Genomic DNA, 25,533 nt, shown 5'->3' with positions numbered 1-25,533 from the left:
TCCATTAACACGTGGGCCAGGGCCCCTTTTCGCTCACCCTCAGGTGAGGTCGAACTCTCCTTCCCGTGCCCCTGACACGAACGCCCCCCATTCCGCGGGGGTGAAGATCAGGGAAGGGCTCTCCGGGCGGCCGCTGTTGCGCATCGCGATGAACCCCTCGACGAAGGCGATCTGGACATCCCCCCGACCGCGGCTGCTCGAGTGCCAGTCGGCGTTGCTCAGGTCCAGCTCCGGCTTCTCCCAGCCCATGAGCGGCTGCTGCTGGATGGTGGTCTCGGCCACGTCCGTGCTCCTCCCGATTGCGTCGTCCGCGGCCAGCCTAGCGATCGACCCCGACCGCCGACAGGCCACGTGAGGGGGACCTTTCAGGAGGCAATTCACGCGTCAGGGGGCTCAGACCCCACGAGCCACATGGAGAAGAACTGGGATCCGCCGCCATAGGCGTGCCCCAGGACCCTGCGGGCGCCCTCCACCTGGTGTTCCCCGGCCTGTCCGCGGGCCTGGAGGGCGGCCTCGGCGAAGCGGATCATGCCGGAGGCGCCGATCGGATTGGTGGACAGCACGCCGCCCGACATGTTGACGGGCAGATCCCCGTCCAGTTCGGTGACGCCGGCCTCGGTGAGCTTCCACCCCTCGCCCTCGTCGGCGAAGCCGAGGTTCTCCAGCCACATGGGCTCGTACCAGGAGAACGGCACGTACATCTCGACGGCGTCGATGTCCCGGCGCGGGTCGGCGATCCCGGCCTGCCGGTACACGTCGGCCGCGCAGTCCTTGCCCGCCTGGGGCGACACGGCGTCCTTGCCCGCGAAGAGCGTCGGCTCGCTGCGCATGGCACCGCCCAGCATCCAGGCCGGCGGCCGGGGCGCCCGCGCGGCGCCCGCCCGGTCGGTGAGCACCATCGCGCAGGCGCCGTCCGAGGAGGGGCAGGTCTCGGAGTAGCGGATCGGGTCCCAGAGCATGGGCGAGGCCTGGACCTTCTCCAGGGTGATGTCGTGCTCGTGCAGATGCGCGTACGGGTTCTTGAGCGCGTTACGTCGGTCCTTGTACGCCACCAGCGACCCGACCGTGTCGGGCGCGCCGGTGCGCCGCATGTAGGCGCGCACGTGCGGTGCGAAGAAGCCGCCGGCTCCGGCCAGCAGGGGTTGCTGGAAGGGGATCGGCAGGGACAGGCCCCACATGGCGTTGGACTCGGACTGTTTCTCGAAGGCGAGGGTGAGGACGGTGGAGTGCACCCGGGCCGCCACCAGGTTCGCGGCGACCAGCGCCGTGGAGCCGCCGACGCTGCCCGCCGTGTGCACCCGCAGCATCGGCTTGCCCACCGCGCCGAGCGCGTCGGCCAGGTACAGCTCCGGCATCATGACGCCCTCGAAGAAGTCGGGCGCCTTGCCGATCACCACGGCGTCGATGTCGGCCCAGGTCAACTCGGCGTCGTCGAGCGCCCGCACGGCCGCCTCGCGGACGAGCCCGGCGATCGACACGTCCCGGCGGGCCGCGACATGCTTGGTCTGGCCGATCCCTACGACGGCCACGGGCTCCTTGCTCATCGCGGATCCCCTTCGAGTACGGCGACCAGGTTCTGCTGGAGACAGGGCCCGGAGGTGGCGTGGGCGAGGGCCCGGTCGGACTCGCCCCGGTGGATCCGGGCGGCGGCCTCGCCGATACGGGCGAGCCCGGCGGCCATCATCGGGTTGGCGGCGAGGGCACCGCCGGACGGATTGACGGCGACTTCGTCACCGAGCCGCAGCGCCTTGCGCAGGACGACTTCCTGCGAGGTGAACGACGCGTGCAACTCGGCGGTGTCCACGGGCCGTTCGAAGGCCCCGGCCCGCTCGGCCGCCAGGCGGGTGGAGGGAGAGTCGGTGAGGTCACGGACGCCGAGCGAGTGCGCCTCGATGCGGTGGTCGATCCCGCGGATCCAGGCGGGGCGCTCGCACAGCTCCCTGGCCCGCTCCCCCGCCGCGAGGACCACGGCGGCAGCCCCGTCTCCGACGGGCGGGCAGTCTCCGGTGCGGAGTGGTCGTACGAGGTAATCGCCCTGCGGTACAGGGCCTTTGAGCTGTGCGCGCGGGTTGTCGGTCGCGCGGCTCCGGGCGCCGATGGCCGCCAGCTCGGGTTCGTCCGTGGCGCCCGCGTCGATCAGCGCCTGGGCCTGGAGGGCGGCGAGGGCGACGGAGTCGGGCCACAGGGGGGCGACGTAGTACGGGTCCAGCTGCCGGGTGAGCACGTCGCGCAGGGATCCGGGTGAGGACTTGCCGTACGCGTACACCAGGGCGGTGTCGGCGTCCCCGGACAGCAGCTTCGTCCACGCCTCGTACAGGGCCCAGGCCCCGTCCATCTCGACGTGCGACTCGGAGATGGGCGGCCAGGCGCCCACGCCGTCGAGGGCCAGGGTGAAGGAGAAGGCCCGCCCCGCGAGGTAGTCACAGGAACCGGAGCAGGTGAAGCCGATGTCTGCGGTCTTCAGACCGGTCTGCGCGATGACGTCGTGCAGGACCGGCATGAGCATCTCCACCTCGGAGACTTCGGCGGTGGAGCGCAGGGTGTCGGACTGGGCGAAGGCCACGACGGCGATGTCGCGGGGCTCCGGGGCTGCGTCGCTGGTCACAGGAGCTCCTTGTACGTCTCGTAGTCCGCGTCGGGTTCGCCGGTCGGCCGGTAGTGGTCCGGGTAGCGGCCGCCCTCGCTCCACACCGGCTCGACCCTGAGGCCCATGCGCACCTGGTCGTACGGGATGCCGCCGATCCGGCCGTGCAGCGCGAGGTCGGCGCCGTCGAGGGCGATGTGGGCGTAGACGTACGGGACTTCGATGTCGAGGTTCTTCGCCTTGATGTTGACGATGCAGAAGGTGGTCACCGTGCCGGCAGGACCTACTTCCACCTGTTCCGCTGTGGCCACGCCACATGTGGGGCATGCACCCCTCGGCGGGACGTACACCTTGCGGCAGGCCGGGCAGCGCTCGCCGACGGCCCGGTGTTCGGCGAGGGCGTTGATGTACGCGGTCTGGGCGCGGCCCGGTGAGTAGGTGTAGTCGAGGCGGGCCTGGGCGACGATGCCGTGGACGGGGTCCTCGAACTCGCCCGCGTGGACGGTGACGGTGGAATCGTCTCCGTCGTACGGCTCGAAGCAGGCGATGTCGGTGATGGCGCCGCGGCGTTCCTCGGCCCAGCGGATCCGCACGCGCATGCCGGTGCGGACGGCGTCGGGCCCGGGGGCGTCGAGGGCGTGCAGCAGGGCGGTGTCGGCGCCGTCGAGCTTCACCAGGGCCCAGGCGAAGGGCGTGTCCAGCGGCTGACCGCGACGGGGTTCGTGGTTCCAGGCCCAGGTGGTGACGGTGCCGGTGGTGCCCACGTGGACGAGGTCGCTGATCTCCTCGGCGGTGACGGGGTCGTACTCGACGGGCGGGACCAGGGTGCGGCCGTCGCGGGTCGTCACGCCGAGGACGACACGCTCGCGCAGGCCGGTCAGGAAGGCGCTCTGGACGGGGCCGAGGGAGCGGGTGAAGGGGAATTCGACGACCAGAGGGGCTTTGAGTACTTCGGGCATCGAGGGCGTGCCTCCTTCGAGGACGGACGCGCGTGGGTGGGCGGACGGTGGCTCGGCGGTGCGACGCCCGAGGGGCGCGGGGAACTGCGCGGCCGGCCACCGACGGCCCGCAGTGTCCGACGCACCTGCGACGACATCGCTCACGCGCGCCGGTAAACGGGCTGCCGCTTCTCCGCGAAGGCGCGGGCACCCTCCTTCGCGTCGGCGGTGTCGAAGATCGGCCAGCCCCGCTTGAGCTCGGCGGCCAGGCCCTCGGTCTCGGTCGTCTCGGCCGTCTCGTAGACCGAGGCCTTCACCGCCTCCACCGCCAACGGACCGCAGGCGTTGATCAGTTCGGCGATCTCCAGGGCCTTGGTGAGCGCCGTGCCGTCCGGGACGACGTGACCGATCAGGCCGATGTCGGCGGCCTCGCGTGCGGTGTACGGGCGGCCGGTGAGCAGCATCTCCAGCGCGTGGGTGCGCGGGATCTGGCGTTGCAGCCGGACCGTGGAGCCGCCGATCGGGAACAGGCCGCGCCTGACCTCGAAGAGGCCGAAGGTCGCGGACTCGCCGGCGACCCGGATGTCGGTGCCCTGGAGCATCTCCGTGCCGCCCGCGACGCAGTAGCCCTCGACCGCCGCGATCACCGGCTTGCGGGGGCGGTGGTGCCGCAGCATCGCCTTCCAGTGCAGGTCCGGGTCGGCGGTCAGCCGGTCCCGGTACTGCTCGCCGCCGGTGCCCTTGCCCGCGAGGGCCTTGAGGTCCATGCCGGCACAGAACGAGTCGCCCGCGCCGGTGAAGACGACCGAGCGGATCGAGTCGTCCGCGTCCGCTTCCAGCCAGCCGTCGTAGAGGCCGACCAGCATCGGCAACGAGAGCGCGTTCTTCGCCTCCGGCCTGTTGAGCGTGAGCACCAGTGTGGCGCCCTCACGCTGGATGTTGAGGTGTTCCGTCCCACTCATCGCCCGTCTCCCCTCTGCCAGAACGAGAACAGGTTGCAGGAGGTGCCGACGCACTTCAAGGGTTTTCTGACAGTCAGTCAGATTTATTCGCGCGAACCCTTCACAGTCACGCCGCCCTTTGCTCTGATGACCGGCGAACCGTCGGAGAAGCAGGCCGTGTTGGGTCAGGAGGAGCGGTGGAGTACAACCTTGCCGACCTGTTCGAGTCCGTCGTCGACGTGGTGCCGGACCGTGAGGCGCTCGCGTACCTCGACATTCCCGGTACGGGCGCGGAGCGCAGGCTGACGTACGCGGAACTGGACGCCGCGGCCAATCGCATCGGCCACCATCTGCTCGACAGCGGAGTACGGCCCGGTGAGCACGTCGGGCTGCACCTCTACAACGGGGTGGAGTACGTGCAGACATTGCTGGGCTGCCTGAAGGCACGGATCGTCCCGGTCAACGTCAATTACCGATACGTGGAAGAGGAGTTGGTATACCTCTACCGGGACGCGGATCTGGTGGCGCTCGTCTTCGACGCCGAGTTCACGGACCGGGTCGCGGCCGCGCTGCCGCAGGCGGAACGGCTGCGGCACCTGGTGCGGGCCGGGGACGGGGAACCGGGTCGGCTGCCGGCGGTGGACTTCACGGACGCCGAGGCCGGCGGGTCGCCGGAGCGCGGATTCCCGGCGCGCTCGGCCGACGACCAGTTCATCATCTACACCGGCGGTACCACCGGGATGCCCAAGGGTGTCATGTGGCGTCAGGAGGACCTGTTCTTCTCGGGGCTGGGCGGGGGCGCACCCACCGGTGAGCCGGTCAAGCGGCCCGAGGAACTCGCCGAGCGGGTCGCCGCGGGCGGGGCGGGGATCACCTTCTTCCCCACACCGCCGCTGATGCACGGCACCTCCACACTGACCACCCTCATCGGCTTCAACTTCGGCCAACGGGTCGTACTGCATCGCAGGTTCGTACCCGAGGAAGTGCTGCGGACCGTGGAGCGGGAGAAGGTCAGCGCCATGTCGCTGGTGGGTGACGCGATGCTGCGGCCGCTCATCGACGCGCTGGAGGGCCCGATGAAGGGCACCGACATGTCGTCGGTGTTCAGCGTGTCCTCGTCCGGCGCGATCATGTCGGACACGGTGAGCCGGCAGTTCCGGGCACTCGTCCCGAACGCCATGCTGCTCGACAACTTCGGCTCCTCCGAGTCCGGCTTCAACGGGACGGCGACCGAGGACTCCGGCCCTGAGCGTGGCTTCCGTGTCCGGGTGAACTCCCGTACCCAGGTGGTCGATCCGGCCACGCACGAACCGGTGGCCGTGGGCGAGGTGGGCCGGGTCGCCCAGTGCGGCCATGTGCCGCTCGGCTACTACAACGACCCGCGGAAAACCGCCGACACCTTCTTCGAGAAGGACGGCGAGCGCTGGGTGCTGCTCGGGGACATGGCCACCGTCGACGAGGAGGGGGTCGTCACCGTCCTCGGGAGGGGCTCGCAGTGCATCAACACGGGCGGCGAGAAGGTGTACCCGGAGGAGGTCGAGCAGGCGCTCAAGGCGCATCCCGACGTGTACGACGCGCTCGTGGCCGGGGTGCCGGACGTGAGGTGGGGGCACCATGTGGCGGCCGTCGTGCAGTTGCGCGAGGGCGCGGCGCGGATGTCCCTGGACGACCTCCAGACCCACTGCCGGGAGCGGCTCGCGGGGTACAAGGTGCCGCGCCAGCTGGTGCTCGCTCAGTCCATCCGCCGGTCCCCGAGCGGCAAGGCGGACTATCGGTGGGCGCAGAAGGTGGCGGTGGCGGCGGACGGGTGACGGTCGAATCCCGACCCCGTGCGATTGAACCGAACGTGACGTGCGAACGTACTGGTGGTGGCAGGCTCGGTCATTGGGCCCTGTTCGTCATGCCGTCGCTGCACGACCGCACGTCACAGCAAGACCGCACGGAAGGACCACCGGGTGTCGCTCTTCACTCGTTCTCGCCAACTGCCGGGTACCACTGGGGGCGAGGCGGAAGCGGAAGGTGGGGGTGCGACGCGGGAAGACCTGACGGAGGAGGCCGTAGCGGAGGCTGGGGCAGCCGAGACCGCCGAGGCCACGGAGACGGCGGAGTCCTCGGAAACCGGTGACGAGAGCGGTCCCGCGCGGAACGACTCCCCACGCCCCGGCTGGTTCGGCTGGCGCCGCCGCTACCCCCGTAAGGCCCATGGCGTGTCCGTGGGGACGAGCGTGCTGGCCGGTCTGCTGGTGCTGCTCGTGCTGCTCTTCCCCAACCGGCTCGACCACATGAACCTCCGGTCGTTCTTCCGTCTCCCCGTCGAGGCGATCGTCCTCACGGCCGTCCTTCTCGTGCTGCCGCCGAAGGCGCGCCGGATCGCGGCCGTCCTCTCCGGGGTGTTCCTCGGGCTGTTCACCGTCCTGAAGTTCATGGACATGGGCTTCTACCAGACCCTGGCCAGGCCGTTCGACCTGGTCTTCGACTGGATCATGCTGGGCAACGCGACGGACTGGCTCAGGGAGTCGTTCGGCCGCACCGGCGAGGTGCTCGCGGTGACCGGGGTGATCGTCCTGTTCATCGCCGTGCTCGCGCTGTGCACGTGGGCGGTGGTACGGCTGGCGAACGTGATGTCCCGGCACCGTCAGACGGCCGTCGGCACCACCCTCGTCCTCGGCACGGTCTGGGTCACCTGCTTCACGGTGGGCGTGCAGTTCGGCGGGGTCGCGTTCGCCACCAAGGGCAACACCGAGTTCCTCGCCAACCGGGTGCAGCACGTCCGCAACGGACTGGGCGACGCCAAGGTCTTCGAGAAGCAGTCCGCCGTCGACGCCTTCGCCGCCACGCCTCCCGACCAGCTCCTGACCGGGCTGCACGGCAAGGACGTCATGTTCACCTTCATCGAGAGCTACGGCCGCGTGGCGATCGACGACCCGGCGATGGCACCCGAGATCGACGCGACCCTCAAGAAGGGCGACGCGACGCTCAAGTCGGCCGGGTTCGCGTCGCGCAGCGGCTGGCTGAAGTCCCCCGTGACGGGCGCCGGCAGCTGGATGGCGCACTCCACCTTCCTGTCCGGCCTGTGGGTCAAGAACCAGCAGCGGTACCTGAACCTCACCTCCAGCAAGCGCGCGACCCTCACCAGCTACTTCCAGAAGACCGGTGACTGGCGCACGGTCGGCATCGTGCCGGGGGTGCGCAAGTCCTGGCCCGAGGGCAAGTACTTCGGCCTCGACCACATCTACGACTCCACGCACCTCGGCTACAAGGGTCCGTACTTCAGCTGGACCCCCGTGCCGGACCAGTTCAGCCTGGAGGCCTTCCAGAAGCTGGAGCACGGCAAGAAGAACCGTGACCCGATCATGGCGGAGATCATCCTGGCGTCCAGTCACAACCCCTGGTCGCCGATCGCCCACACGATCGACTGGAACGACCTCGGTGACGGCTCCGTCTTCGAGCAGATCAAGAAGGAGGGCACGAACCCGACGGAGGTCTGGAAGAGTCAGGAGCGGGTGCGCACCGAGTACCGCAAGGCCATCCAGTACTCCGTGGACAGCCTGACCCAGTGGATGCAGCGCTACGGCGACGAGAACACGGTTCTGGTCTTCCTCGGCGACCACCAGCCCGTCCCGACCGTCACCAAGGGATCGACCAGCATGGACGTGCCGATCACGATCGTCGCCAAGGACCCGAAGGTGCTGGACCGGGTCGACGACTGGAACTGGACGGACGGCCTCAAGCCCGCCGACAACGCGCCCGAGTGGGGCATGGACAAGTTCCGCGACCGCTTCATGACGGCGTTCGCGAAGTGACTTGCCTCCGCGCCGATCGCCTGGATTACTGATCCCCACCACGACCGAATGATCGGTCGCCCGTGATGACGCGGTTGGCGAAAGGGACGTTCCGATGGCGGATGCGGCGGAGCTGCTGGACTCGGGGGAACGGCTGGATGCCGGGGCGTTGCGGGCGGTGCAGCTGGAGCGCATGCGGGCGTCGCTGCGGCACGCGTACGAGCACGTGCCGTTCTATCGGGAGTCCTTCGACAAGGCGGGTGTCCGGCCTGACGACTGCCGCTCCCTGACCGACCTGGCCCGGTTCCCGTTCACCACCAAGGCGGACCTGCGCGAGCACTATCCGTACGGGATGTTCGCCGTGCCCCGGGACCATGTGCGGCGCATCCATGCCTCCAGCGGCACCACCGGGCGCCCCACGGTCGTCGGCTACACCGACAACGATCTGGACCTGTGGGCCGACATGGTGGCGCGTTCCATCCGGGCGGCCGGCGGCAGGCCCGGGGACGTGGTGCATGTGGCGTACGGCTATGGGCTGTTCACCGGTGGACTCGGCGCTCACTATGGCGCCGAACGGCTCGGCTGTACGGTCGTCCCCGCGTCCGGCGGCATGACGGCACGCCAGGTCCAGCTCATCCAGGACCTGGAACCCCGCATCATCATGGTGACCCCGTCGTACATGCTCACGCTTCTCGACGAGTTCGAGCGGCAGGGTGTCGATCCGCGCGGCACGTCCCTGCGCGTGGGCGTCTTCGGTGCCGAGCCCTGGACCGAGGAGATGCGCCGGGAGATCGAGGAGCGGTTCGCGATCGACGCCGTGGACATATACGGGCTGTCGGAGGTGATCGGCCCGGGCGTCGCGCAGGAGTGCGTGGAGACCAAGGACGGGCTCCATGTGTGGGAGGACCACTTCTACCCCGAGATCGTCGACCCGATCACCGGCGAGGTGCTGCCGGACGGCGAGAGGGGTGAGCTGGTGTTCACCTCGCTCACCAAGGAGGCGATGCCCGTCATCCGCTACCGGACCCGGGATCTGACCCGGCTGCTGCCGGGCACGGCCCGCGTGTTCCGGCGGATGGAGAAGGTCACCGGCCGCAGCGACGACATGGTGATCCTGCGCGGGGTGAACCTCTTCCCCACGCAGATCGAGGAGATCGTCCTGCGCACCCCGGGCGTCGCACCGCACTTCCAGCTCCGCCTCACCCGCGAGGGCCGCCTCGACGCCCTCACCGTGCGCGCGGAGGCCCGGCCGGGCGCCACACCCGAGACCCGGGACGCGGCCGCACGGACCATCGCGACGGCCGTCAAGGACGGCATCGGGGTGTCGGTCGTCGTCGAGATCGTCGAACCGGAGTCCCTGGAGCGGTCCGTCGGAAAGATCCGCCGGATCGTCGACCTGCGCCCCCGCTAGCCCGCGAACCGGTCCCGCAGCTCCCGCTTCAGGATCTTCCCACTCGCATTCCTCGGCAGCTCGTCCACGAACACCACCCGCTTGGGTGCCTTGAAGTGGGCGAGCTTCTCCCGGGCGTGGTCGAGGAGCTCGGTCTCGGTGACCTCGCCGCGCGGGACGACGACCGCCGTGACGGCCTCGATCCACCGCTCGTCGGGCAGGCCGATCACGGCGACCTCTGCCACGGCGTCGTGCGTGTACAGCGCGTCCTCGACCTGGCGTGAGGCGACCAGCACGCCACCGGAGTTGATGACGTCCTTCACCCGGTCGACGATCGTGAAGTAACCGTGCGCGTCCCGCACCGCGAGGTCACCGGAGTGGAACCAGCCGTCCCGGAAGGCCGCTTCGGTCTCCTCGGGCTTGTCCCAGTAGCCCTCGCACAACTGCGGCGACTTGTAGACGATCTCGCCGGGCGTTCCGTCCGGCACGTCCTTGCCGTTCTCGTCCACGACCCGCGCGTCGACGAACAGGACGGTACGGCCGCAGGAGTCCATCCGCCCCTTGTGCTCGTCGGGCGCGAGGACGGTGGCGAGCGGACCGATCTCGCTCTGGCCGAAACAGTTGTAGAAGGCCAGCTTCGGCAGGCGCTCGCGGAGTCGTTCCAGGACGGGCACCGGCATGATCGAGGCGCCGTAGTACGCCTTGCGCAGCCCGCCGAGGTCACGCGTGGCGAAGTCGGGACGGTTGGACAGTCCGATCCACACCGTGGGCGGCGCGAACAGGCTGTCCGCGCGGCCCTGCTCGATCAGGTCGAAGAGGCGGTCGCCGTCGGGCGCGTCGAGGATGATGTTCGTCGCGCCGACCGCGAGATACGGCAGCAGGAAGACGTGCATCTGGGCCGAGTGGTAGAGCGGCAGCGAGTGCACGGGCCGGTCACCCGCACTGAGATCGCAGGCGGTGATCGCGCTCAGGTACTCGTGGACCAGGGCCCGGTGGGTCATCATCGCGCCCTTGGGCAGGGCCGTCGTCCCCGAGGTGTACAGCAGCTGGACGAGGTCCTCGCTGCGCGGTTCGGGGCCGTCGTACGGCGACGCCGTGGCCAGGCGGGCCAGCAGCGACGAGTCGGCGTCCCGCAGGGGCACCGTGCGCACACCCTCCGGCAGCCGCCCCGCGAGGTTGGGATCGGCGAGGACGAGCGTGCTGCCCGACTGGCCGACGAGGTACGCGAGATCGTCGCCGGTGAGGTTCTGGTTGACCGGCACGTGGACCAGTCCCGCGCGGGCGCACGCGAGGAAGCCGATCAGATACGCGTCCGAGTTGTGGCCGTAGGCGCCGACCCGGTCACCGCGGTCCAGGCCCTGGTCGAGGAGAACGCGCGCCGCCCGTGAGACGGCGTCGTCGAGTTCCTCGTAGGTCCACGATCGCTCGCCGTACTCCACCGCGACGCGCGCCGGGGTGCGCCGGGCGCTGCGCCGCAGCACCCCGTCAACCGTACTGCCGTGTCCAGGCGTCATACGGGACAACCTACCGGTTGGTACGCTCAACCGCTCCTTCCCTCAACGACGTTGGGAGGCACGATGCGCACCCGTCTCAGACACGCCGTCGTCGCGGCCGTGGCCCTGTTCACCGCCGTCGGCACGCTGCCGGCCGCAGCCGCGCAGAACCAGCAGAAACAGGAACATCCGTCCCACGGCGGTCTGTCCGCCACCATCCGCTACACCGAGTACGGCATCCCGCACATCCTCGCGAAGAACTACGCGGACCTCGGTTTCGGCACCGGGTGGGCGCAGGCCACCGACCAGGTGTGCACGCTCGCCGACGGTTTCGTGACCGTGCGCGGCGAGCGTTCGCGCTTCTTCGGGGCCGACGCGGCCTCCGACACCGCGCTCTCCTCGGCCACCAGGAACCTCTCCAGCGACCTGTACTTCCGCGGGGTGCGGGAGGCGGGGACGGTGGAGAAGCTGATGGCCACGCCTGCGCCGCGCGGTCCGAGCCGTGCGGTGAAGGAGCTGATGCGGGGCTTCGCGGCGGGCTACAACGCCTGGCTGCGGAAGAACCCGATCACCGACCCGGCGTGCAAGGGTGCCGGCTGGGTGCGCCCGGTGACGGTCCAGGACGTGGCCGCGCGCAACTTCGCGCTGGCCGTGCTCGGCGGTCAGGGCCGGGCCGTGGACGGCATCACGGCCGCGCAGCCGCCCGCGTCCACCACCGGCGCATCCGGCGCGCCCGACGCCCGGGACACCGCCCGCGCGGCCCGGGAACTCTTCGCCGCCGACTCCGCCGACATGGGCTCCAACGCGGTCGCCTTCAGCGGGGCCACGACGGCGAACGGCCGCGGGCTGCTCCTCGGCAATCCGCACTACCCCTGGCAGGGCGGCCGCCGCTTCTGGCAGTCGCAGCAGACCATCCCCGGCGAACTGAACATCGCGGGCGGCTCGCTGCTCGGCTCGGCGACCATCTCCATAGGCCACAACGCGCAGGTGGCCTGGAGCCACACCGTGGCCACGGGCGTCACCCTCAACCTGCACCAGCTCACCCTGGACCCCGCCGACCCGACGACGTACCTCGTCGACGGCAAACCGGAGCGGATGACCGAGCGCCGGGTGACCGTCGCCGTCCAGGGCGGCGAACCGGTGACGAAGACCCAGTGGTGGACGCGGTACGGCCCGGTCGTCACCTCGCTCGGCGCCTCGCTGCCCCTGCCCTGGACGACCACGACGGCGTACGCCCTCAATGACCCGAACGCCACCAACCTGCGCGCTTCCGACACGGCCCTCGGCTTCAGCAAGGCCCGCAGTACCGGTGACGTTCTGGGCGCGTTGAAGCGCACCCAGGGTCTGCCGTGGGTCAACACGATCGCCGCCGACGCACAGGGGCACACGCTGTTCACCCAGTCCCAGGTGCTCCCCCGGATCACCGACGAGCTGGCCCAGCGCTGCTCCACTCCCCTGGGCAGGGTCACCTACCCCGCCTCGGGCGTGGCGATCCTCGACGGCTCGCGCGGCGACTGTGCCCTCGGCAGTGATCCGGACGCCGTGCAGCCGGGGATCTTCGGGCCCGCGAAGATGCCGGTCCTCAAGGACGCGCCGTACGCGGAGAACTCCAACGACAGCGCCTGGCTGGCCAACGCCGAGCGGCCGATCACCGGGTACGAGCGGGTCTTCGGCACCGTGGGCACACAGCGCTCGATGCGCACCCGTGGTGCTCTCCAGGACGTGTCCGCGATGGCCGCGCGCGGGCGGCTGACCGTACGGGACCTTCAGGCGCAGCAGTTCGCCAACCGGGTGACCGGGGGCGGCCTCGCGGCGGCGGACGCGGCGAAGGCATGTGCCGCGCTTCCTGGTGGCACGGCAACAGGCAGTGACGGCGCCTCGGTTGACGTCCGCGAGGCCTGCGGGGTGCTCGCGGCCTGGGACCGCACCGCGAACACCGACAGCCGGGGTGCGCTGCTCTTCGACCGGCTCTGGCGGAAACTGCCCACTTCCTCGCTGTGGAAGGTGCCGTTCTCGGCGGCCGACCCGGTGGGCACCCCGAACACGCTCAACACCGACGCGCCGGCCTTCGCCACGGCCCTCGCGGACACGGTGACCGAGCTCGGGGCGGCCGGTGTCCCGCTGGACTCGCGGCTCGGGGAGCACCAGTTCGTCGTACGGAACGGCAAGCGCATCGCCGTTCCGGGCGGTACCGAGTCGCTGGGGGTGTGGAACAAGGTCGAGCCGGTGTGGGACCCGGCGGGCGGCGGATACACGGAGGTAACGACCGGGTCCAGCTACATCCAGGCGGTGGGCTGGGACGGCGGTCGCTGCCCGGTGGCCCGGACCCTGCTGACGTACTCCCAGTCCTCGAACCCGAACTCACCGCACTTCAGCGACCAGACGCGGCTGTTCTCGGCGGAGAAGTGGGTGACGTCCCGGTTCTGCGAGAAGGACATCCTGTCGTCGCCGGCGCTGCGGGTCGTCCGGGTCCGTTCCTGAGGCTCACACCGGTCGCGAGCGCCCCTGCCAGTACGGATCCCGCAGGCGTCGCTTGTACAGCTTGCCGTTGGGATCGCGGGGCATCTCGGTGATGAAGTCGACGCTCTTCGGGCGCTTGTAGCCGGCGAGTTGTGCGGCGCAGTGGGCGAGGAGGTCTTCGGCCAGGTCCGGCCCGGGCGCGCGGCCCGGGGCCGGTTCCACCACGGCCTTGACCTCCTCGCCCCAGTCGTCGTGCGGGATGCCGAAGGCGGCGGCGTCGGCCACTGCGGGGTGCTGGAGCAGGACGGACTCGATCTCGGCGGGGTAGATGTTCACCCCGCCGGAGATGATCATGTCGATCTTGCGGTCGCGGAGGAAGAGGTAACCGTCCTCGTCCAGCAGACCCAGGTCGCCCACGGTGAAGAAGTCTCCGATGCGGTTCTTCTTCGTCTTGGCCTCGTCCTTGTGGTACGCGAAGCCGCCCGTGTTCATCTTCAGGTACACGGTGCCGAGTTCGCCTGGCGGCAGCCGGTTGCCGTCGTCGTCGAAGATCGCGAGTTCGCTGATGGGCCAGGCCTTGCCGACCGTGCCGGGCTTCTTCAGCCAGTCCTCGGCGGTCGCGAAGGCTCCGCCGCCCTCGCTGGCCGCGTAGTACTCCTCCACACAGGGCCCCCACCAGTCGAGCATCGCCCGCTTCACATGGTCGGGGCAGGGGGCGGCTCCGTGGATGGCGTGCCGCATGGACGAGACGTCGTAGCGCGCCCGGACCTCCTCCGGCAGGGCCAGCAGGCGGTGGAACTGGGTCGGGACCATGTGGGTGTGGGTGCACCGGTGTGCGTCGATCAGCCGCAGCATCTCCTCGGGTGTCCACTTGTCCATCAGGACCAGCCGGTGCCCGATGTGCAGGGAAGCGGCCGCGAACTGGAGGACGGCCGTGTGGTAGAGCGGCGAGCAGACCAGGTGGACGTTGTCGCCGAAGGGCTGGATGCCGAAGATGCCGAGGAAGCCCCCGAGGTACGCCTCCTCCGGCCGCTTGCCGGGCAGGGGCCGGCGGATTCCGCGCGGGCGGCCCGTCGTACCCGAGGTGTAGTTCATGACCCAGCCGAGTTCGCGGTCGGCAGGCGCCGACTCCGGTTGCCCGTCGAGGAGTTCGGCGTACGGCCGGAAGCCGTCGATCTCGCCGACGGCGTAGCGGTGGCTCGCCGGGAGGCCCGCCTCGTCGGCCGCCTGCCGTGCCGCGGCGGCGAAGCGTTCGTCCGCGATGAGTACCTTGGCGCCGGAGTCGGCGACGATCCAGGCGATCTCGGGGGCGACGAAGTGGTGGTTGATCGGGACCAGATAGAAGCCGGCCTGGCTGGCGGCGAGGTGCGCGGTGAAGAACTCGGCGCTGTTCGGCAGGACGACGGCGAAGGCGTCACCGCGTTCGAGTCCGGCGGCGCGCAGGCCGTGCACGAGCTGGTTGGCGGCGGCGTGGAGGCGGCCGGCGGTCCAGGGCGAGCCGTCCGGGGCGATGAGGACCGTACGCGAAGGGTCTTGGGTGGCCTGGGCCCAGAATCCCGCGGGAGGTGTGCTCGTCACTGGCCGCTCCTTCCGGCGATGCGGTTGATACGGTCGACGGCTTTCTCGAAGCCGCGGGTGAGGTCGTCGAAGACGGCCTGGACGCTGCGTTCGCTGGTCATCCGTCCGACGATCTGGCCGACGGGCGTGCCCAGCAGTGGCTCCACCTCGTACTTCTGGATGCGGGACACCGCATCGGCGACCAGCAGGCCCTGCAGGGGCATCGGGAGGGTGCCGGGTCCGTCGGCGGAGTCCCAGGCGTCGGTCCATTCCGTACGGAGCTGGCGCGCGGGTTTCCCGGTCAGCGCACGGGAGCGGACGGTGTCGCCGGAGCCGGCCGCCAGCAGCTTCTCGATGAGTCTGGGCGAGGGCAGTTCGGCCTCCGTGGTGGTCAGCCACAGGGAGCCCAGCCACACACCCTGAGCCCCGAGTGCCAGCGCGGCCGCCACCTGCTGTCCGCTGCCGATGCCGCCCGCCGCCAGCACGGGCAGCGGGTCCACGGCGTCGACGACCTCGGGCGTGAGGACCATGGAGGCGATGTCTCCGGTGTGGCCGCCGGCCTCGTAGCCCTGCGCGACCACGATGTCGATGCCGCCCTCCTTGTGCTTGACCGCGTGCCGGGCGCTGCCCGCGAGGGCCGCGACGAGGACGTCCTGATCGTGCGCGCGGGCCACCACGTCGGCGGGCGGGGAGCCGAGGGCGTTGGCGAGCAGCCGGATCGGATAGTCGAAGGCGACGTCCAGCTGGTTGCGGGCGACCTGCTCCATCCAGCCCGTGATACGCCACCCCGACGCCTCGCCCTCCGCCAGTTCGGGCACGCCGTACTTGGCGAGGGTGTCCTTGACGAACTGCCGGTGCCCCTCGGGGATCATGGCCTCGACGTCCGCCTCGGTCACCCCCTCGACCTTCTTGGCGGGCATCACGACGTCCAGGCCGTACGGCTTGCCGTCGACGTTCGCCTCGATCCAGTCGAGGTCGCGTTTGAGTTCGTCAGGGGCCGTGTAACGGACCGCGCCGAGCACTCCGAAACCGCCGGCCCGGCTGATGGCCGCGGCGACGGCGGGGAACGGCGTGAAGCCGAAGACGGCGTGCTCGACTCCCAGTTTCTTGCTCAGCTCCGTCTGCATGGCCGCAGGATGCCGCAGACCACCGGACGACGGAAGGGGTTTTCTGATGCTCCGTCAGATTCAGGTCGCCGGATCGGGTCGGACCTGTTGCCGGCTGCACGCCGGCCGGGGCGCGTACGTCGACGGGCTGCGCGTGGAGAGGGCGTACGGCGTCCTGCCTGCGCGGACTGATCACTCAGCCGGGGATGTCCATGCGCCGCGTACCGACGACCGACAGCAGCCGGAACGCCTCCTCGGACGGCGACCCCGGAGCGACGGTGTAGATGATCACGCGCTGGTCGCGGTCGGTGATGTCCAGAACGTCGCAGTTGACGGTGACAGGGCCGACGACGGGATGCTCGAAGGTCTTGCGGAGGGTGGGGCGCGCGGCCACCTCGTGGGCGGCCCACAGCCGTGCGAACTCCTCACTGCCGGCGAGGAGCTCCTCGACCAGGCCGGTCATTTCCGGGTCGTCGGGGTAGCGGGCCGCTGCGGCGCGAAGGTGCTGGGCGGCGCTCCGGGCGAACTCGTCGGCGTCCGACACGCTGGACAGCCACCGGCCACCGCGACGCGGTTCCAGGAACCTCCGCCGGACGAGGTTGCGGTCGCGGCGGGGCAGGGCGGAAAAGTCCTCCATGAGGGCGGCCGCCAGGTCGTTCCAGGCGATGACCTCGTACGTCGCCGACAGCACGATCGCGGCGGCCTGCGGCAGCCGGTGCAGCAGGTCGACGATGCTCTGGCGCACCTCGCGGGAGGGGCCCGGCAGCGGGCCCGGCGGAGTGCCGGCGAGATGGTGGAGGTGATCGCGTTCGGCATCCGACAGGCGCAGTGCGCGGGCGACCTGGGCCAGGACCTCGAGGGAGGGACGGGGTGCGCGCGCCTGCTCCAGCCGGGTGTAGTACTCGGTGGAGATGTACGCCAGTTGCGCCACCTCCTCGCGGCGCAGGCCCGGGGTGCGGCGGCGCGGTCCGGCGGGCAGGCCCACGTCGGCGGGGGTGATGCGCGCGCGTCGGCTGCGCAGGAAGTCGGCCAGTTCTCGTCGGTCCACGTGCCCAGTGTGCGCGGGTTCCAGGCCGCCCAGCCAGGTACCACTGGTGCCTGGATGAGGATCGCGGCCGGGGGGAGGGTCGTCGGCATGACCAACACCACGATCACACCCCTGCTCGCCGACAAGGTCGCCTTCATCACCGGTGCCGGACGTGGCATCGGCGCGGCGGCCGCACGGCTGTTCGCCCGGGAGGGTGCCCGCGTCCTGCTCGCCGCCCGCACCGAGACCCAGCTCAAGGCCGTGACCGAGGAGATCCGGGCGGCCGGCGGCACCGCCGACTACGTCCTGTGCGACCTGGCCGACCCGGTGAGCGTCCAAGCCGCCGTGGATCGGGCCGTCGAGCTGTACGGCAGACTGGACATCGCCTTCAACAACGGTGCGACCATCCAGCAGCCCGGCCCGATGGACCGGCTGTCCGAGGCCGACTTCGACCACGTCATCTCCGTCAACCTCAAGGGTCCGTGGCTGGCGATGAAAGCCGAGATCGCTGCGATCCGGGCCACCTCGGGCACCGGCGCGATCGTCAACAACTCCAGTGTCGGCAGCCTGATGGCCAACCCCTGGCTGCCCGCGTACGGCGCCGCGAAGCGGGCGGTCAACAGCCTGACCGCCTCGGCCGCCGCCACCTACGGGCCGGAAGGCATCCGCGTCAACGCCATCGCCCCGGGCACCACGCTGACCGAGATGATCGACGCATGGGAGGCGAACTCCCCGGGCATCGTCGAGCAACTCGTCGCGCAGACACCGCTGGGCCGGGGCGCCGACCCGGCCGAGATCGCCGAGGCCGCGGCCTGGCTCCTGAGCGACCGGGCCTCGTACGTCACCGGAGTGGTGCTCCGGGTCGACGGCGGCAGCCGGGCGTGAGGGATGGGCGCCGCGAGCCGGACACGGCAACCGGCCCGGGGGCAGGCGCACACGAGCAGTGCACGGCGGCCGTACCCGAAGACACCCGCACACGAACGGAACACGGCAACCGAGCATGAGGGGCGAGCGGCCACGAGCCGGACACGGCAACCAGCCCGCGGGCGCACACGAGCAGTGCACGGCGGCCGAGCCCGAAGACACCCGCACACGAACGGGACACGGCAACCGAGCATGAGGGGCGAGCGGCCACGAGCCGGACACGGCAACCAGCCCGCGGGCAGCCGCACACGAGCGGCTCCCGGCAACCGAGCAGCCCTGACGACACCCGCACACGAACGGAACACGGCAGCCGGCCGAGAGGGGCGAGCGGCCACAAACGGGACACCACACCCAGCCCGAGCGCAGGCGCACACGAACGGCGCACCGCAACAGAGCCCGAAGACACCCGCACACGAACGGGACACAGCAGCCGTGTCCGAAGGCAGGACACGCTGCAGTGGGTGTCAGTCGCCGAGTTCCTCCAGCACGGCCATCGCCGCGTTGTGTCCCGGCACGCCGCTCACCCCGCCGCCGCGCACGGCGCCCGCCCCGCACAGCAGCACGTTCGCGTGCCGGGTCTCCACGCCCCAGCGGCCGGTGCCCTCCTGGGCGTACGGCCAGGACAGCTCCCGGTGGAAGATGTTGCCGCCGGGCAGCCGCAGGTCCCGCTCCAGGTCGAGCGGGGTCTTGGCCTCGATGCAGGGCCGGCCGTCCGCGTCCGTGGCCAGGCAGTCGGCCAGCGGCTCGGCGAGGTGGGCGTCGAGCTGGTCGAGGGTCGACTTGAGGAGTTCCTCGCGTACGGCGTCGTTGTCCCGGTCGAACAGTCGGGCCGGGGTGTGCAGGCCGAACAGGGTGAGGGTCTGGTAGCCCTGCTCGACGAGGTCCGGGCCGAGGATCGTCGGGTCGGTGAGGGAGTGGCAGTAGATCTCGGAGGGCGGCGCGGTTGGAAGCCGGCCGGCGGCGGCCTGGGCGTGGGCGGTGGCCAGCTCCTGGTAGCCCTCGGCGATGTGGAAGGTGCCGGAGAACGCCTCGCGCGGGTCGACCTCGCTGTCGCGCAGCCGCGGGAGGCGCTTGAGCAGCATGTTGACCTTGAGCTGGGCACCCTCGGCGGGCGTGGGCGGCTGGTCGCCGGTGAGCACGGCGAGTTGCTGCGGTGAGGCGTTCACCAGGACGTGCCGGGCCGCGACGGCGCCCTCTCCGTCCGCCGTGCGATAGGTGATCTCCGCCGCGCTGCCGTCCGTGTCGATCCGTACGGCCTCGTGCCCGGTGGCGAGCACCGCGCCCGCGTCCCGTGCCGCCGTGGCCAGGGCGTCGGTGAGGGCGCCCATGCCGCCGACGGGGACGTCCCAGGCGCCGGTCCCGCCGCCGATCACGTGGTAGAGGAAGCAGCGGTTCTGCTTGAGGGAGGGGTCGTGGGCGTCGGCGAAGGTGCCGATGAGCGCGTCGGTCAGGACGACACCCCGGACCAGGTCATCGGCGAAACGATCCTCCACGGCCGCGCCGATCGGTTCCTCGAACAGGACCCGCCACGCCTCCTCGTCGTCCACCCGCAGGCGCAGTTCGTCCCGGCTGGGCAGGGGCTCGGTGAGCGTGGGGAAGATCCTCTGCGCCACGCGGCCCGTCATGTCGTAGAACCGCTGCCAGGCCTGGTACTCGCGCTCGCCGCCGGTGAGCCGGGCGAAGGCCTCCCTGGTGCGGCGCCCGCCGCCGCCGACGAGCAGACCGGTCGGCCTCCCGTCGCGTTCCACGGGGGTGTACGACGAGACATTGCGCGTGCGGACGCGGAAGTCCAGGCCGAGGTCACGGACGATCTTCCTGGGCAGCAGGCTGACCAGGTACGAGTAGCGCGACAGCCGGGCGTCCACCCCCGCGAACGGCCGCGTGGAAACCGCAGCGCCCCCGGTGTTCCCCAGCCGCTCGAGCACCAGTACGGACCGCCCGGCCCGGGCCAGATAGGCGGCGGCGACCAGTCCGTTGTGGCCCCCGCCGACGATGACGGCGTCGTAACTGCGGTGGTGTCCCTCGTGTGCAGGCATGGTTCTTCGTAACACGTGGTGATCTAGGTCGGCCAGAGGTGGACCGCAGCCGGCCCACAGCGCTGGTGTCGGGTCACTACTCCCCCGACGCCCGCTGCTGCCGCAGGACCGCCACCCGGCGGTACAGCTCCACCGCCTCCGGGCCCCGCCCCAGCTGCTCCAGGCAGTGGGCCTCGTCGTTGCGGCTGGCGAGGGTGTCGGGGTGGTCGGCGCCGAGGACGCGTTCGCGGGCGGTGGCCACCCTGCGGTACTCGGTGAGGGCATCCGACCAGCGCCCCAGCCAGCCCAGGCCCACAGCGACCTCGCGACGGCTGACCAGGGTGTCCGGGTGGTCGGCCCCGAGGACACGTTCACGGATCGCGCACACGTCACGGGACTCGGCGAGGGCCTCTTCCCAGCGGCCGAGGCGGCCGAGGTTGACGCCGAGGCCGTGCCGGGCGCGCAGGGTCTCGGGGTGGGTGGGGCCGTGGATGCGGGTACGGTCCTCGATCAGATCGCGGTAGAGCTGGAGTGCGTCCGTGCTGCGGCCGAGGCGCCCGAGGCTGATGCCGACCTCGTAGCGGGCGGCGAGGGTGTCGGGGTGGTCGGGGCCGAGGGCCCGGGCGCGGGCTTCGGCGACCTCGTGGTAAGTCTGCAGGGCTTCCACCCAGCGCCCCAACTGGCCGAGCGCGTAGGCGACTTCGTAGCGGGTGACCAGCGTGTCGGGGTGGTGGGGGCCCAGTACCCGGGTGCGGGCGGCGGCCACCTCGCACGCCATGCGGTACGAGTCCTCCAGACGGCCGAGCCTGCTGAGGTTGAAGGCGAGGTTGTGGCGGCAGCGGAGGGTGTCGGGGTGGTCGGGGCCCATACCGCGCTCCCGTGCGGTGAGCACCGAGTTGTAGACCTGGTGGGCGTCGAAGTGGCGGCCCAACTGGCCGAGGACGTACGCCATTTCCTGGCGCGCGGCGAGGGTGTCGGGGTGATCGGCACCCAGGGCGCGGGTCCTGCTCGCGGCCACGTGCTTGTACTCGCGCAGCGCGTCGGCGGCGCGGCCGGTGCGGCTGAGGGTGAAAGCGACCTCGTAGCGGCTGGCGAGGGTGTCGGGGTGGTCGGGGCCGAGCAGGTGCTCGCGCTCGGCGGCGACCGCGCGGTGCACCTCGCCGGCCTCGGCCCAGCGGCCCAGGCGCCCGAGGCTGAGTCCCGCGTTGTGCCGTCCGGCGAGTGCCGCGAGGGCCTGCGCGGAGGCCAGGGGCGGCTCCTCCGGCACGGGTTCCTCGGTGCGGCCGGAGGCGGGTCGGGCTATCCACTCGCCGGTGAGACCGGCTCCGGCGTCCGGCGGTGTGGTGACGAGGCCGGCGCCGGTGGCCTTGTGGCCGGTGGTCATGCCACGGGTCCAGGACGGCAGCCGGGTCTCGCGGGGGCGGGCGGGTTCGGCGGACTCCTGCGGCCGGAAGTCGGGCCGCGGGGTCACCACCGTGGGTACGTACGCCGGGGTGGTGCGGCCCAGGGCGATCCGGCGGCCCAGCTCACGGGCGTCGTGCGGGCGTTGTTCGGGCTGCTTGGCCAGCAGGTCGAGGATGACCTTCTCGAGGTACTCCGGGAGTTCGGCGCGATGGCTGCGCGGCGGCCGGGGTGGGGTGTCGCGGTGGCCGACGAGGATCGCCCACGCGTCCTCCAGGTCGAACGGCGGTGCCCCGGTGGCGATCTCGTACAGCACGCATCCCAGGGAGTACAGGTCGCTGCGCTGGTCGACCTCGGAACCCCCTATCTGCTCCGGCGACATGTAGTGCGGGGTGCCCATCGCGATGCCGGTGCCGGTCAGCCGGGAGGTGAAGTCCACGTCGTGGCCGAGGCGGGCGATGCCGAAGTCGCAGATCTTCACCGTGCCGTCGGTGAGCCGGACGATGTTCGCGGGCTTCAGGTCCCGGTGCACGATGCCCTGCTGGTGGGTGTAGGCGAGGGCGGCCGCGACCTGGTCGGCGATCTCGACGACATCGGCGACGGGCAGCGGGTGCTGTTTGTTGTCCTCCAGGAGCTGGCTGAGGTTGCGGCCGTCCAGGAGCTCCATCACCAGGTAGAGGACGCCGTCGGACTCGCCGAAGTCATGGACGACCGTGATGCCGCGGTGGCTGAGGGCGGCGGCCACGCGCGCCTCGCGCCGGAACCGCTCCCTCAGGACCCGGGTGAAGGTCTGGTCGTGGTGTCCGCCCAGCGGCTTGAGACACTTCACGGCGACATGGCGGCCCAGCGACTCGTCGCGCGCCCGCCACACCTCGCCCATGCCGCCGCGCCCGATCGGATCGAGCAGCCGGTACCGCCCCTGGATGAGCCTGCTGTCCCCCATCTCCTGCGACCGCCCCCGTAAAGTTCGCCCCGCCCTCCCCTGGCTCGTCCAGTATGGCGACCTATCGTCCGCGTTTGTACGGGGCGGGCCGGGAGCCCGGGCCGAGGCGGGCCATGGCGCGGAGGATGTGTTTGGGCGGGAGTTGCCAGCGCAGACGGGCGGGAACGCGGCGCAGCAGGGTTCCGGTGGCACGCAACTGGCGGGTGACGGTGATGGGTTCGGGCGCTTTCCTGCCGTACAGCTCGTGGGCGTAGGGCGGCAGGGCGGCGTACGCCAGCTGGGCCACGCGCCGCCACAGCACCTCGCGCGCCGGGACGAGGAGGGGGTGCGTCGGCGGGCGGAGCAGGAAGTCGTCCACTTCCCGGGCCTCGGGCGTAGCGGCGAGTTCGGGGAGCATCTTCTCGAAGTAGGCGGCCATCTCCGACTGGCTCGCCGGTACGGCGTCGGGGTCCAGGCCCACCAGGCGAGCGGAGACCCGGTGCTCGGATATGTACCGGTCCGCCTGTTCGTCGGTGAGGCGGAAGCCGGAGCGGCGGGCGACCTGGAGGTAGGAGTCGATCTCGGCGCAGTGCACCCACAGCAGCAGTCCGGGTTCGTCGACGCCGTAGCGTTCGCCGGTCTCGGGGTCGGTCGCGCCGAGCATGCTGTGGATCTTCCGGACCCGGGCGCCGGCCTTCTCGGCGGCCTCCGTGGTGCCGTACGTCGTCGTGCCGACGAAGTTGGCGGTGCGCATCAGCCGGCCCCAGGCCTCGCGCCGGAAGTCGGAGTTCTGCATGACCCCGCGCAGCGCGCGCGGGTGCAGGGCCTGGAGGTAGAGCGCGCGGATGCCGGCGACCCACATCATCGGGTCGCCGTGCATCTGCCAGGTCACCGAGTCCGGGGTGAACAGCCCGGGATCGCCGGCCCCGAAGCCGGCTGCGCCTGCCGTACGCCCAGGTGTGGCCACAGCCTCCGCCTGTCTCCAGAGCATCACACCGATCCCCGCACCCGAGGTCACTCCGGATCGTTCCCTTGACACTGCCGGGTCATTCCCCCGAGCTACATGTTGATCATGTGGCCGGCGAGGCCGTGGACGGCTTCCTTGACCGCCTCGCCCAGGGTCGGGTGGGCGTGGACGTTGCGGGCGACCTCGTGGACGGTGAGGTCCCACTGCTGGGCCAGGGTCAGCTCGGGGAGCAGTTCGGTGACGTCCGGGCCGATCAGGTGACCGCCGAGGAGCTCGCCGTACTTGCCGTCGCTGATCAGCTTCACGAAGCCGGTCGCGTCGCCCAGACCGTGCGCCTTGGCGTTCGCGGTGAAGGGGAACTTGGCGACCTGGACGTCGAAGCCCTTCTCCCTCGCCTGTGCCTCGGTGTAGCCGAAGCTGGCGATCTGCGGCTGGCAGAACGTGGCCCGCGGGATCATCACGTAGTCCAGCTCCATGGTCTCCGCGTCCGCGATCGTCTCGGCGGCGACCACGCCCATCGCCTCGGCGGCGTGCGCGAGCATCAGCTTCGCGGTGACGTCGCCGATGGCGTAGATGTGCGGGACGGAGGTGCGGCAACGGCCGTCGACGTCGATCGCGCCGCGCTCGGTGACGCGCACGCCGGTGTTCTCCAGGCCGTATCCGGTGACGTTAGGGGCGAAGCCGATCGCCTGCAGGACCTTGTCCGCCTCCAGGACCTGCTGGGAGCCGTCCTTGCCGGTGACCGTGACACGGACCTGCGGGCCGGACTCGTCGATCGACTCGACGCGGGTCGACGTGAGGACGTCGATGCCCAACTTTCGGTACTGCTTGGCCAGTTCGGCGGAGACCTCGGCGTCCTCCAGCGGTGCGACCCGGTCCAGGAACTCGACGATCGTCACCTTCACGCCATAGTTGTGCAGCACGTACGCGAACTCGACACCGATCGCGCCGGCGCCCGCGATCACGATGGACTGCGGCAGGTCCTCGGCCAGGATCTGCTCCTCGAACGTCACCACGCGCGACGTACGGCGGGTGCCGGGCAGCAGCTTGGGGCTCGCCCCGGCGGCGATGATGCAGTGATCGAAGCCGATGGTGCGGGTGTTGCCGTCGTAGTCGGCCACCTGGAGCGTGTGCGGGTCGAGGAACGTACCGCGACCGCTGATCTCCGTGATCTTGTTCTTCTTCATCAGGTAGTGGACACCCTTGACCCGGCCGTCCGCGACCTTCCGGCTGCGACGGAAGGCCTCCCCGTAGTCGAAGGAGACCTCACCGTCCACCTTGATGCCGAAGGTCTTCGCCTCGCGCGTGAAGAGGTGCGCGAGCTCGGCATTGCGCAGCAGGGCCTTGGTGGGGATACAGCCCACGTTCAGACAGACGCCGCCCCAGTACTTCTCCTCGACGACCGCGACGCGCTTGCCCAGTTGGGCGGCCCGGATGGCGGCTACGTATCCGCCGGGCCCCGCGCCGAGTACGACGACGTCGAAGCGCTCACCCTGCTCGTCCATGGACGGCTTCCTTCCGATCGAACAACCTGGTCATCAGCTCGACAGCGGCGGCATCCGCCACCGCCCGCCGCCGGGGAATCGGTGGACGACGAGTGAGGCGACCACATGGTGCACCACCTCGGCAGCAGTTCCCCGGACCTCCGCTTCAGCGCCCCGGCGCCGTGATCTATGCCCGCTCCGCCATCATCGACGGCGGAGCGACGCCCCGTCGACTCCGTGTACTCCTGCGTCGGCGGCACCGAGTCCGAGCGGCGTCGAGGCCGACGGCGGCGAACGGGCCGTACGCACCGGGCTCGAGGACGGCATCGGGCTGTGCCGCGCGGGCGGCGCCCACGTCACAAGGGACCCGTCATCCCGTACGGATAGGGTCCGAAGAGGGCCTCCGTGGGCCAGGGGCCGGCCTTGGCCGTCGCGCGCGACCGCGATCACGAGGGACCTGCCATCGGGGTCCGGATCACGCGGTGATCCCGGGAGCCGCTCGGACCACCCGGCCAGAGCAGCCGACGCCTTCGCCGAGCGCA

The 25,533-nt window shown here is 70.8% G+C and carries 18 protein-coding genes; 5 read left to right on the top strand and 13 right to left on the bottom strand.

The annotated features are described in order from the left end of the window. Positions 1 to 39: 39 nt before the first annotated feature. The 5 genes from OG841_RS42480 to OG841_RS42460 form a co-directional block, all read right to left on the bottom strand. The gene (locus OG841_RS42480; RefSeq protein ID WP_028807758.1) at positions 40 to 282 is read right to left on the bottom strand and encodes a DUF397 domain-containing protein; all 243 of its coding nucleotides are present in this window, start codon (positions 280 to 282) and stop codon (positions 40 to 42) included. 95 nt (positions 283 to 377) lie between these two features. Further along, on the bottom strand, positions 378 to 1,544 hold the full coding sequence (locus OG841_RS42475; protein ID WP_328636492.1) for a thiolase domain-containing protein: 1,167 nt from the start codon (positions 1,542 to 1,544) through the stop codon (positions 378 to 380). Further along, positions 1,541 to 2,605, bottom strand: coding sequence for a thiolase domain-containing protein (locus tag OG841_RS42470; RefSeq protein WP_371569713.1), 1,065 nt, complete (start codon positions 2,603 to 2,605; stop codon positions 1,541 to 1,543). The genes OG841_RS42475 and OG841_RS42470 overlap by 4 nt, the downstream gene beginning before the upstream one ends. Beyond that, a complete protein-coding gene (locus OG841_RS42465) occupies positions 2,602 to 3,543 on the bottom strand; it encodes an OB-fold domain-containing protein (protein WP_328636494.1) in 942 nt (313 codons plus the stop codon). Before OG841_RS42465 ends, OG841_RS42470 begins: the two co-directional genes overlap by 4 nt. A 140-nt stretch (positions 3,544 to 3,683) precedes the next feature. After that, on the bottom strand, positions 3,684 to 4,484 hold the full coding sequence (locus OG841_RS42460; protein ID WP_371569711.1) for a crotonase/enoyl-CoA hydratase family protein: 801 nt from the start codon (positions 4,482 to 4,484) through the stop codon (positions 3,684 to 3,686). 176 nt (positions 4,485 to 4,660) lie between these two features. Between OG841_RS42460 and OG841_RS42455 the strand changes: the two genes are divergently transcribed. From OG841_RS42455 to paaK, 3 genes are all read left to right on the top strand, one after another. Further along, positions 4,661 to 6,274, top strand: a complete 1,614-nt coding sequence (locus OG841_RS42455; protein WP_371569709.1) for an acyl-CoA synthetase — start codon at positions 4,661 to 4,663, stop codon at positions 6,272 to 6,274. Between the two features lie 144 nt (positions 6,275 to 6,418). Then, positions 6,419 to 8,266, top strand: a complete 1,848-nt coding sequence (locus OG841_RS42450; protein WP_371569707.1) for a sulfatase — start codon at positions 6,419 to 6,421, stop codon at positions 8,264 to 8,266. Between the two features lie 94 nt (positions 8,267 to 8,360). Next, a complete protein-coding gene (paaK, locus tag OG841_RS42445; RefSeq protein ID WP_328636497.1) occupies positions 8,361 to 9,656 on the top strand; it encodes a phenylacetate--CoA ligase PaaK in 1,296 nt (431 codons plus the stop codon). Here paaK and OG841_RS42440 read toward each other — a convergent pair. Next, the gene (locus tag OG841_RS42440; protein WP_371569705.1) at positions 9,653 to 11,149 is read right to left on the bottom strand and encodes an acyl-CoA synthetase; all 1,497 of its coding nucleotides are present in this window, start codon (positions 11,147 to 11,149) and stop codon (positions 9,653 to 9,655) included. The genes paaK and OG841_RS42440 overlap by 4 nt on opposite strands. Before the next feature lie 63 nt (positions 11,150 to 11,212). Here OG841_RS42440 and OG841_RS42435 point away from each other — a divergent pair, with 63 nt between their 5' ends. Then, the gene (locus OG841_RS42435; protein ID WP_371569703.1) at positions 11,213 to 13,609 is read left to right on the top strand and encodes a penicillin acylase family protein; all 2,397 of its coding nucleotides are present in this window, start codon (positions 11,213 to 11,215) and stop codon (positions 13,607 to 13,609) included. Positions 13,610 to 13,612: 3 nt separating this feature from the next. Here OG841_RS42435 and OG841_RS42430 read toward each other — a convergent pair whose 3' ends face one another. The 3 genes from OG841_RS42430 to OG841_RS42420 all read right to left on the bottom strand — a co-directional run bounded on the left by OG841_RS42430 (position 13,613) and on the right by OG841_RS42420 (position 17,299). Next, positions 13,613 to 15,166, bottom strand: a complete 1,554-nt coding sequence (locus tag OG841_RS42430; protein ID WP_328636500.1) for an acyl-CoA synthetase — start codon at positions 15,164 to 15,166, stop codon at positions 13,613 to 13,615. Beyond that, a complete protein-coding gene (locus OG841_RS42425; RefSeq protein WP_328636501.1) occupies positions 15,163 to 16,272 on the bottom strand; it encodes an NAD(P)H-dependent flavin oxidoreductase in 1,110 nt (369 codons plus the stop codon). The genes OG841_RS42430 and OG841_RS42425 overlap by 4 nt, the downstream gene beginning before the upstream one ends. Before the next feature lie 175 nt (positions 16,273 to 16,447). Beyond that, a complete protein-coding gene (locus tag OG841_RS42420) occupies positions 16,448 to 17,299 on the bottom strand; it encodes a helix-turn-helix transcriptional regulator (RefSeq protein ID WP_328636502.1) in 852 nt (283 codons plus the stop codon). Positions 17,300 to 17,353: 54 nt separating this feature from the next. On the opposite strand from OG841_RS42420, the gene OG841_RS42415 reads away from it, so the two are divergent. After that, the gene (locus OG841_RS42415) at positions 17,354 to 18,163 is read left to right on the top strand and encodes an SDR family NAD(P)-dependent oxidoreductase (RefSeq protein ID WP_371569699.1); all 810 of its coding nucleotides are present in this window, start codon (positions 17,354 to 17,356) and stop codon (positions 18,161 to 18,163) included. 503 nt (positions 18,164 to 18,666) lie between these two features. Here OG841_RS42415 and OG841_RS42410 read toward each other — a convergent pair. From OG841_RS42410 to lpdA, 4 genes are all read right to left on the bottom strand, one after another. Further along, on the bottom strand, positions 18,667 to 20,238 hold the full coding sequence (locus OG841_RS42410) for a phytoene desaturase family protein (RefSeq protein ID WP_371569697.1): 1,572 nt from the start codon (positions 20,236 to 20,238) through the stop codon (positions 18,667 to 18,669). A gap of 76 nt (positions 20,239 to 20,314) precedes the next feature. After that, positions 20,315 to 22,561, bottom strand: a complete 2,247-nt coding sequence (locus tag OG841_RS42405; RefSeq protein ID WP_365116975.1) for a serine/threonine-protein kinase — start codon at positions 22,559 to 22,561, stop codon at positions 20,315 to 20,317. A gap of 61 nt (positions 22,562 to 22,622) precedes the next feature. Continuing rightward, positions 22,623 to 23,420 carry an oxygenase MpaB family protein gene (locus OG841_RS42400; RefSeq protein ID WP_328643455.1) on the bottom strand — a complete coding sequence of 266 codons (798 nt, stop codon included), beginning with the start codon at positions 23,418 to 23,420 and terminating at the stop codon, positions 22,623 to 22,625. 179 nt (positions 23,421 to 23,599) lie between these two features. Beyond that, the gene (gene lpdA / locus OG841_RS42395; RefSeq protein WP_371569695.1) at positions 23,600 to 25,012 is read right to left on the bottom strand and encodes a dihydrolipoyl dehydrogenase; all 1,413 of its coding nucleotides are present in this window, start codon (positions 25,010 to 25,012) and stop codon (positions 23,600 to 23,602) included. Positions 25,013 to 25,533 lie beyond the last annotated feature (521 nt).

Origin of the sequence: Streptomyces canus, assembly GCF_041435015.1 — a bacterium.
Classification (GTDB): Bacteria; Actinomycetota; Actinomycetes; order Streptomycetales; family Streptomycetaceae; genus Streptomyces; species Streptomyces canus_G.
This window is presented reverse-complemented; position numbering and strand designations above follow the sequence as displayed.